The 7,892-nt window shown below is 43.7% G+C and carries 9 protein-coding genes; 1 reads left to right on the top strand and 8 read right to left on the bottom strand.

Annotated features, from left to right (window positions below):
• On the top strand, nt 1-375 hold a 375-nt coding region (locus ACLI09_RS17320), incomplete at its 5' end, for a T9SS sorting signal type C domain-containing protein (protein WP_411420906.1).
• Between the two features lie 148 nt (nt 376-523).
• Here the strand turns inward: ACLI09_RS17320 and mgrA are convergent.
• The 8 genes from mgrA to ACLI09_RS17280 form a co-directional block, all read right to left on the bottom strand.
• Nucleotides 524-1,513: an L-glyceraldehyde 3-phosphate reductase gene (gene mgrA / locus ACLI09_RS17315; protein ID WP_411420905.1), complete on the bottom strand. Its 990-nt coding sequence runs from the start codon at nt 1,511-1,513 to the stop codon at nt 524-526.
• Nucleotides 1,514-1,638: 125 nt separating this feature from the next.
• On the bottom strand, nt 1,639-3,330 hold the full coding sequence (locus ACLI09_RS17310) for a GH39 family glycosyl hydrolase (RefSeq protein WP_411420904.1): 1,692 nt from the start codon (nt 3,328-3,330) through the stop codon (nt 1,639-1,641).
• 58 nt (nt 3,331-3,388) lie between these two features.
• Nucleotides 3,389-4,420 (bottom strand): arabinogalactan endo-beta-1,4-galactanase, encoded by a 1,032-nt coding sequence (locus ACLI09_RS17305; RefSeq protein WP_411420903.1) that lies wholly within the window; start codon nt 4,418-4,420, stop codon nt 3,389-3,391.
• 135 nt (nt 4,421-4,555) lie between these two features.
• Nucleotides 4,556-4,747, bottom strand: coding sequence for a cold-shock protein (locus ACLI09_RS17300; RefSeq protein ID WP_411420902.1), 192 nt, complete (start codon nt 4,745-4,747; stop codon nt 4,556-4,558).
• Nucleotides 4,748-4,887: 140 nt separating this feature from the next.
• Complete coding sequence (gene thrC, locus ACLI09_RS17295; protein ID WP_411420901.1) at nt 4,888-6,180, bottom strand: threonine synthase; 1,293 nt, start codon at nt 6,178-6,180, stop codon at nt 4,888-4,890.
• A 15-nt stretch (nt 6,181-6,195) separates the two neighbouring features.
• Nucleotides 6,196-6,612, bottom strand: coding sequence for a PIN domain-containing protein (locus tag ACLI09_RS17290; RefSeq protein ID WP_411420900.1), 417 nt, complete (start codon nt 6,610-6,612; stop codon nt 6,196-6,198).
• Nucleotides 6,609-6,869, bottom strand: coding sequence for a DUF6364 family protein (locus ACLI09_RS17285; protein ID WP_411420899.1), 261 nt, complete (start codon nt 6,867-6,869; stop codon nt 6,609-6,611). Before ACLI09_RS17285 ends, ACLI09_RS17290 begins: the two co-directional genes overlap by 4 nt.
• Before the next feature lie 65 nt (nt 6,870-6,934).
• Entirely contained in the window at nt 6,935-7,861 is a 927-nt protein-coding gene (locus ACLI09_RS17280; protein WP_411420898.1) for a homoserine kinase, read from the bottom strand.
• Between the last annotated feature and the right edge of the window lie 31 nt (nt 7,862-7,892).

Below are 7,892 nucleotides of genomic sequence, written 5' to 3'. Positions count from 1 at the left end.
ACCATTTACCTGAAAGACCTTCAGGAAGGGGTGCTGCGCAACCTAAGCGAATATGACTATACCTTTACCACCGAGGCAGGCAACTTTGAGGGCCGCTTTGAGGTACACTACCAGGCATCGGCCCTTGGCACTACGCCAATACTTGATGCAAACAGCGTAGTTGTGTTTAAGCAGGGCGACGCGATAAGCATCAACACCGGCACAGCCCTGATGGGCGGCGTAAAAGTATTTGACGTGCGCGGAAGGCAACTGTATACCCAGGAGGGCATAAACGCTACCGAAACGGTTACAGGCAACCTAAACGTACAGCAACAGGTACTTATCGTAGAAATCACCACCGACAAAGGCGTGGTTTCTAAACGCATCGTGTTCTAACGGCTGCACATTAAATAAACTCCAAAAATAAGAGGCCCCCGCTGCAATTGCAGCGGGGGCCTCTGTTATATTTTAAAGGAGACCAGTACTTAGAAAAATATCTGACATATTTTCAACATGTCAGGTGTTTTTAGTGGGAATTTACACCCTATTTTAGTATAGCTTCAATAGCGTCTAATTCCTCCGTACTAAAATGTATGTTATTAAGGCTTTGCAATGAATCTGTAACCTGCTCCGGCTTACTTGCTCCTATAAGTACAGAGGTTACCCTATCATCTTTTAACAGCCATGAAAGCGCCATGTGTGCCAGTTTTTGCCCTCGGTGCAGTGCTATATCATTCAGTTTCTTAATTTTTTCTATTTTCTCAGGGGTAATATGGCTTTCATTTAAAAATTGGCCACTGGTAGCCACGCGGCTGTCTCCCGGTATACCGTTTAGGTATTTGTCTGTAAGCAATCCCTGTGCAAGCGGTGAAAAAGGGATGCAGCCTACGCCGTTATTGTCCAGCACATCCATAAGGCCATCTTCAGGGTCGCGTACAAACATACTGTATTTTGGCTGGTGTATCAGGCAGGGTGTACCCATTTCCTTAAGAAGTGTAATAGCTCGCTGTGCTTCCTCCGCATTATAATTACTAATGCCTACATACAGCGCTTTACCCTGCTGCACAATAAGGCCAAGCGCGGCCATAGTTTCTTCAAGAGGTGTTTCATGGTCGGGGCGGTGGTGATAAAAAATATCCACATAGTCCAGCTTCATCCGCTTCAGGCTCTGGTCAAGGCTTGATACCAGGTACTTTTTGCTGCCCCAGTTGCCATAGGGGCCATCCCACATGGTGTAACCTGCCTTACTGGAAATGATAAGTTCATCGCGGTAGCCGGCAAAATCTGTATGCAATATTTTACCGAAATTTTCCTCTGCCGAGCCCGGCGGCGGTCCATAATTATTGGCAAGGTCAAAATGTGTAATGCCGTTATCAAAAGCGGTATGCAGTATATTCCTGCTGTTTTCAAAATCGTTTACATAGCCAAAGTTATGCCAAAGGCCAAGGGACAGTGCAGGCAGTTTAAGGCCGCTTTTTCCGCAGCGGCGGAAATCCATTTTTTCGTAACGGGAAGAGGAGGGGGTATAGCTCATATCATTTTTAGGTTTGTGTTGCTAATATAAATCAAAAATGCATAAATGTTATTAGCTTTTAATTTTGTTATGCCGGCAATAACTTAAACAAAAGCATATCTATTATAGATTGCCACTGTAATGTTTTACCACTCAAGCTTAATAAGGGCTACTGCCTGGCGCTCCAGCTTTATAGGTACTGTGGTTTTACCTGACGAAATTTTTACTTGTGTAGTTGCTATACATTTAAGTTTACCTGAATTTTCAAGGATAATTATCTGCTGTTCCGTAGGCTTTTTCGGCGACCCCATCTTCTTCCAGGCCTCGTAAGAGTTGCTGTTTTCTTTATCAATACTATATATCTTGAGCGTAGCATTTTTTGCAGGGACATTTTCAATACTGAGGTTTACCGTCTCGGTAGGGCCGGGCCTGTCATCGTCGTGATAATTCCACACCATTACCGCAGCCGAATTTTTATCTTTTGTAGCCAGTGCGCCAATGTCAGACAATGCCCCGCGCACGCCTGACTTTAGTATTTCTTCAAGCGGATACATACGGTTGCTTTGCACTTCTACGCGTTTACCGGTCATCATCCCAAACATACGGAATACGTTAAGTACGGGCTTGTCTACACCATTAGTTGCCAGGTCCCTGTACCCATAAAACCAAGGTTGGTTTTCAAATTCAAAGGACCACGATACCGCACCCAGAAAATTTGCTTTTGTCTGGTCGGCCAGCAGGTACTTTCGCGCAAAGCTTGCTGCAGTATAGCTTGAATACATGGTGCCGTTGCGGTAGGCGTTTTCAGGATTGGTCGCCATACCGCAGGCCGCGCATCCCTCCGGATCTGACTCGCCCACTATAACAGCGAGGTGCTTTGTTTCAGGGTACGACATTGCAATATTAAAACCTGTTTGTATGTCGTTTAGCTGCGGAGCCATATCCATAGTTACTGTTCCGTTTAAAAGTTTCGGCTGGCCCTTTGCGTGAAAAAGAATCGCATCCAGTGGGGTGCCTTTCTTACCTGTGGCATAGTTAGTGCCTTTTATACAGTGCTTAATAAAATCGTTTGTCCAGTCCCTGGCTTCCTGCCCGCGGGTACCGGCAACATTGATACCGCCAATTTTTGCGGTAGGCAACGCGTGTTTTAAACCATCGGCGGCATAGTCATACAGCTTAAAGAATTCTTCGCGGGTGCCTTTCCAATAGTAGCCATTAGGCTCGTTCCATACTTCCCAATACCAAGTTTCTACTTCATTACGGCCATAGCGGGTAACACAGTGGTTTACCCACTCGTATACCAGGTTGCGCCATTTATCATAATCTTTCGGCGGATAAGCCCATCCGGTTATAATATCGGTGCCCGGGTCGCCAGGTTTCCAGTGATGCCTGTAGGGGGCAGGGCTTGTAGACAGTGCCTGGGGCATAAACCCTATTTGCGCCAGGGGCTTCATGCCCCGAGATACATAGGTATCAAAAATGCTATCTACAATCCTCCAGTTATAAATTGGGTTTCCGGCAGCATCTTCGGTATAGGCGTTGGTAGACCCCCATTTTAGCGCGGCTTCGCCATCACCTGTTACCAGCAGGCTGTGGGTGCGCACGTATACCGGTGTCGGTCTGCTCAATTCTGCAAGTTCGGTAAGTAGTTTTTTGCCATCACTCATATAGGTATAGTTAGGCTCATCATAGCCAAACCAGGCCCATACAGGTTTCATAGGTGCAATTTCCTGCTTAAGGTCTACTTTAATTTCATGGTTTTGCGCCTGTAATGTTGTAGCTAAAAATAGCACGACTAACAAGGCAGTAGCCAAATAGGGATTAACTTTTTCAGGCATTATTTTTTGTTATATATAATTTGCAGTAGTTATTTACATAAATACCAATCAGAGAGTTTCAATCCTTTAAAGCATCCAGTGCCGGGGAAGGCCTGCCATCTTTCTGCCATGCGCTAAGCGGGTAGTGGCTCCAGCTTCTGGCTCCCTGCGGCTCCCAGTAAATTACACCCAGGCCTTTATTGCCGGGAACATTCTTTACAGCCTCAATAACAGCAATAAGCATATCGTGCGTGTTTTGTACAAGGGTATCTTCGCCACCCACTTCGACTACCATTACTTCTTTATCGTATCGAGAAGCCATGTCTTTTAAATTGTTTTCAAGGTCGGCAATGTTGTCTTTATAATCGCTTTTTATCCAGTAGGGATAATAAGAAAGGCCTATTACATCATACCTAACTTTTTGCGCCGTAGCGTTATCAAAAAAATCCCTGAATTTTGCATTGTTATTACCCTCATCAAGATGTACAATAACTTTGATTTGTTTGTTTACAGCTTTTGTAGCGTCATATCCTTTGTTAAGTAACTGTCCCAGCTGATCCCAGTTTTTTGTACTGCCTTCCGGCCACAGCATCCCGCCGGGAATTTCATTGCCTACCTGTACCCATTCCGGCGTTACACCGGCTTGTTTTAGCATCATTAGTACATTATAAGTATGTTGGTATACGTCGTTTAAAAGTTCGGGGAATGTGTGGTTTGCCCAGGCGGCCGGTTTATTTTGCTTCCCGGGATCGGCCCAGGAGTCGCTGTAATGAAAATTAATCATGATACGCATGCCCATATTTTGTGCACGAACTGCCATAGCTACAGTTTCCGCGGGGCTGCAGTGGCCGCTTGCCTTATCGGAAGAAGGGTTTACCCACACACGCAGGCGTACGGTATTTATGCCCCGGTCTTTTAAAAGCTGCAGGCAGTCTTTTTCAGAACCATCAGTATCATAAAATGTATATCCGGTAGCTTCCATTTGCGGCAGCCATCCCACATCGGCCCCTTTTGCAAAAGATTTTTCTGAGGTTGTTGCCCTTGTTGATTTACACGAGATGAAAACAATTATGCCGAGCAGTAATAGTGATTTTATTAATGCTAATTTCATATTGATAATTTTAATATACTATTACTTGCAAAAACAATTAATACGCTATAAAATTAAACTATATTTTGAATTTATTTAAATAAAAAAAGCGCCCAATACTGGGCGCTGTTCTTTGTAACTGTGATAGTATATAAATTATGCTACGACTACGTTTACTGCGTTTGGACCTCTACGGCCTTCTTCCACGTTGTAACGAACTGAATCATTCTCGCGAATGTTTTCCGTTAAACCTGAAACGTGAACGAAAACTTCGTTTCCGCCATTGTTTGGTGTAATAAAACCAAAACCTTTTTCTTCATTGAAGAATTTTACTGTACCTTCTTGCATTGTAATTATTTAATTTTAGCAAAGATAGACTTTAATTTGGATAAAGCACTATTATTATAATTTTTATTTATGGTTATAGATAATCTCCAATACTTACGAAAACTGTACAGGAAATAAAAACAAGCGCCATGGGTACCGGCTTACTTTTTAAGCAAAAAATCTTTCAGTTCCTCATAGTTGCTTATCTGTTGTGCCACTTTCTTGCCGTGCAGTACGCTCTCTATCTGTTCAGGTATAGCAATATCTATATCGAGGTTTTGGGTAATACTCTCGGCAAACTTTACAGGGTGCGCTGTTTCCAGGAACACACCGGTATAACCCGGGTGGGCTTCCATGTATTTTTTAAGGCCCAGATAGCCCACTGCACCGTGCGGGTCGCACAGGTATTTATTTTCAGCATACACCTTTTGCAGGGCGGTTATAGTTTCTGCATCGGTAAAAGGGTAGGAGGTAAGTTCGCTACTAAGTGGGCCGAATTCTTTATCAAAAAGTTCCAGCACACGCACAAAGTTGCTGGGGTTGCTAACATCCATTGCGTTGCTAAGGGTTTCTACGGTTGCCTGTGGAGCATATTTCTGGCTGCCCATAAAACGGGGCACAGTGTCATTAGCATTGGTAGATGCTACAAAATGTGCTATGGGTAAGCCAATTTTCTTCGCCATAAGGCCGGCGCAAATGTTGCCAAAGTTGCCACTTGGCACGCTCACCACTAAGGGTTTGCCTTTAGCTTTTAACTCTTTGTATGCAAAGAAGTAATAAAACATCTGTGGCAGCCAGCGCGCTATGTTTATTGAGTTTGCAGAAGTAAGGCTCACATCTTTAAGGTGCTCATCAAGAAACGCTTTCTTAACCATATCCTGGCAATCGTCAAAGTTACCCGAAACTTCTAAGGCGGTTATATTCTGCCCTAAAGTGGTAAGTTGTTTTTCCTGCACATCGCTTACTTTTCCTGATGGGTAAAGTATGACGACATTGATGTTTTCCACACCGAGGAAGCCGCTTGCCACAGCCCCGCCGGTATCGCCGGATGTAGCTACCAGTATGGTTATCTTTTTGCCTTCGCCTTGTGTAAAATAATTCAGGCAACGCGACATGAACCGTGCGCCTACATCTTTAAACGCCATGGTAGGCCCGTGGAAAAGTTCGAGCGCATATACATCTTCCCTAATCGGCACTACAGGGAAAGGGAATGAGAGTGTTTCAGCTACAATCTGGCGTAATTTTTCTTCCGGAATTTCATCGCCCACAAACGGCGCTATGGCACGGTAGGCAATCTCTTCGTTGCTGTAATCTTCAAGGTTGGCTATAAAATCAGCATCCAGTTGCGGAATGCTCTCAGGGAAGTACAGCCCTTTGTCTTTGGCTATACCGGTTATGGCGGCTTCCTTAAAACCGGTTTTTATATCGTGGTTGTTTAAGCTGTAGTATTTCATTAATCAGGTTAGTTGTTAAAAATTTTCTTTTAAAAATGTTTCAGGTGTAAAGACTGCCAAAGCACTTTTCTTATAATCTTTTACGTTTCGGGTAATTATTATTGAAATGTTTCCATTTCTTTCAGCAGAGAAATTTTGTAGCGCATCTTCAAAGTCTTTAAAGTCGGAGTTTAAAGCCTGTAGTATGCTGTCTTTATTAATTTCAGCAACATCTATAATACTCAGCAGTCTTTTTATTTGGTCAAGTATTGCAGTATGGCTATTGCCTTTTCTAAGTATGTAATACGCATTGGCAATAATAAGAGGTGTTATGTAACCCTTAATGATTTGTTTTTCGCATAATGCCACAATACTTATTGCATGTTCAGAAAATGGATGCCGGTCGATAAGGAAGTCTATAATTACATCGCTATCAATAAGTATGTGCTTCATTTAAGATATTTTTCTTCTAGCCATTTGTAACGTGCTTCCTTATAATCTACATTGTCAGGAAGTTTTAAAGAACCTTTTAAAGATTTTGTAATCGGCGGCAGTTCATCATCTTTTTTAATTTCAAACTTACTTTTTGCAACCGATTTAAAATAATTTTCAACCAAATCAGAAAGGCTTCTATTTTGCTCCTTGGCAAATTCTTTCATTTTTTTAATAATATCTTTATCCTTTATCGTCAGCGTCAGTTTAGTGCTCATAATCAATGTCTTTAATATAACAAAGTTAGTGATAATTTTATTTACACGTGTTTTTGTGAATAAAATTACACGTGTAAAATTTTCATCCCCTCCGCATTTATCCCTGAAACATGCACCTCAAAAGGCACTCCAATCGGTTCTAACACGGCCTTCATTGCCTTTGCGGTCGCCTCGGCGTTTTCCCTGCCTTTGCTCAGAGCAAATACTGATGGCCCACTCCCAGAAATACCTCCGCCCAGCGCTCCGGCTTCTTTTGCTGCAGCTTTAAGTTCGGCGAATTTCGGTATGAGGATACTGCGTACAGGCTCGACCAACTCATCGTGCAAGGAGCGGCCGATTAAGTCATAATCGTTAGTGTACAGACCGCTAATAAGCCCGGCGATGTTGCCGCACTGTATGGTGGCTTTTTTAAGGCTGATGTTTTCCCTAAGTACTGAGCGCGCGTCTTTGGTCTTCAGTTCAATCTGCGGATGGATAACTGTGGCATACAATTCATTTGGCGCTTTTATGGCAATAACATCCAGCGGGTCGTAACTGCGTACCAGCGTAAAACCACCCAGCAGTGCAGGTGCTACGTTATCGGCGTGGGCGCTACCGCTAGCCAGTTTTTCGCCCTGCATAGCGTAGTATACGAGTTCGGTATTGGTAAGCGGATTTCCTAATAATTGGTTTATGCCGAAAACAGCGCCCGCCGCGCTTGCCGCGCTGCTACCAATACCGCTGCCGGCTTTTATCTTTTTTGTAATACTGATTTCAAAACCGCAATCGGGTTGAAGGGCTTCGATTAAGGACAATGCCGCTACGCCCGCCACGTTCTTCTCTGTTTCCAGCGGCAACTCCGCACCGATGATTTCGGTTATGCGGATGCCTTTTTCGGCAGTTTTGGTTATGGTCATCTCATCGCCCACGCTTTCCAGGCACAGGCCCAGCACGTCAAACCCACAGGAAACGTTGGCTATGGTAGCGGGGCAAAATAGTTTTATCTCGTTCATCAATTCACAAAATCATAATTTAAGTGTCGTA

Source organism: Flavobacterium sp. RHBU_24, from assembly GCF_046613695.1.
GTDB lineage: Bacteria > Bacteroidota > Bacteroidia > Flavobacteriales > Flavobacteriaceae > Flavobacterium.
This window is presented reverse-complemented; position numbering and strand designations above follow the sequence as displayed.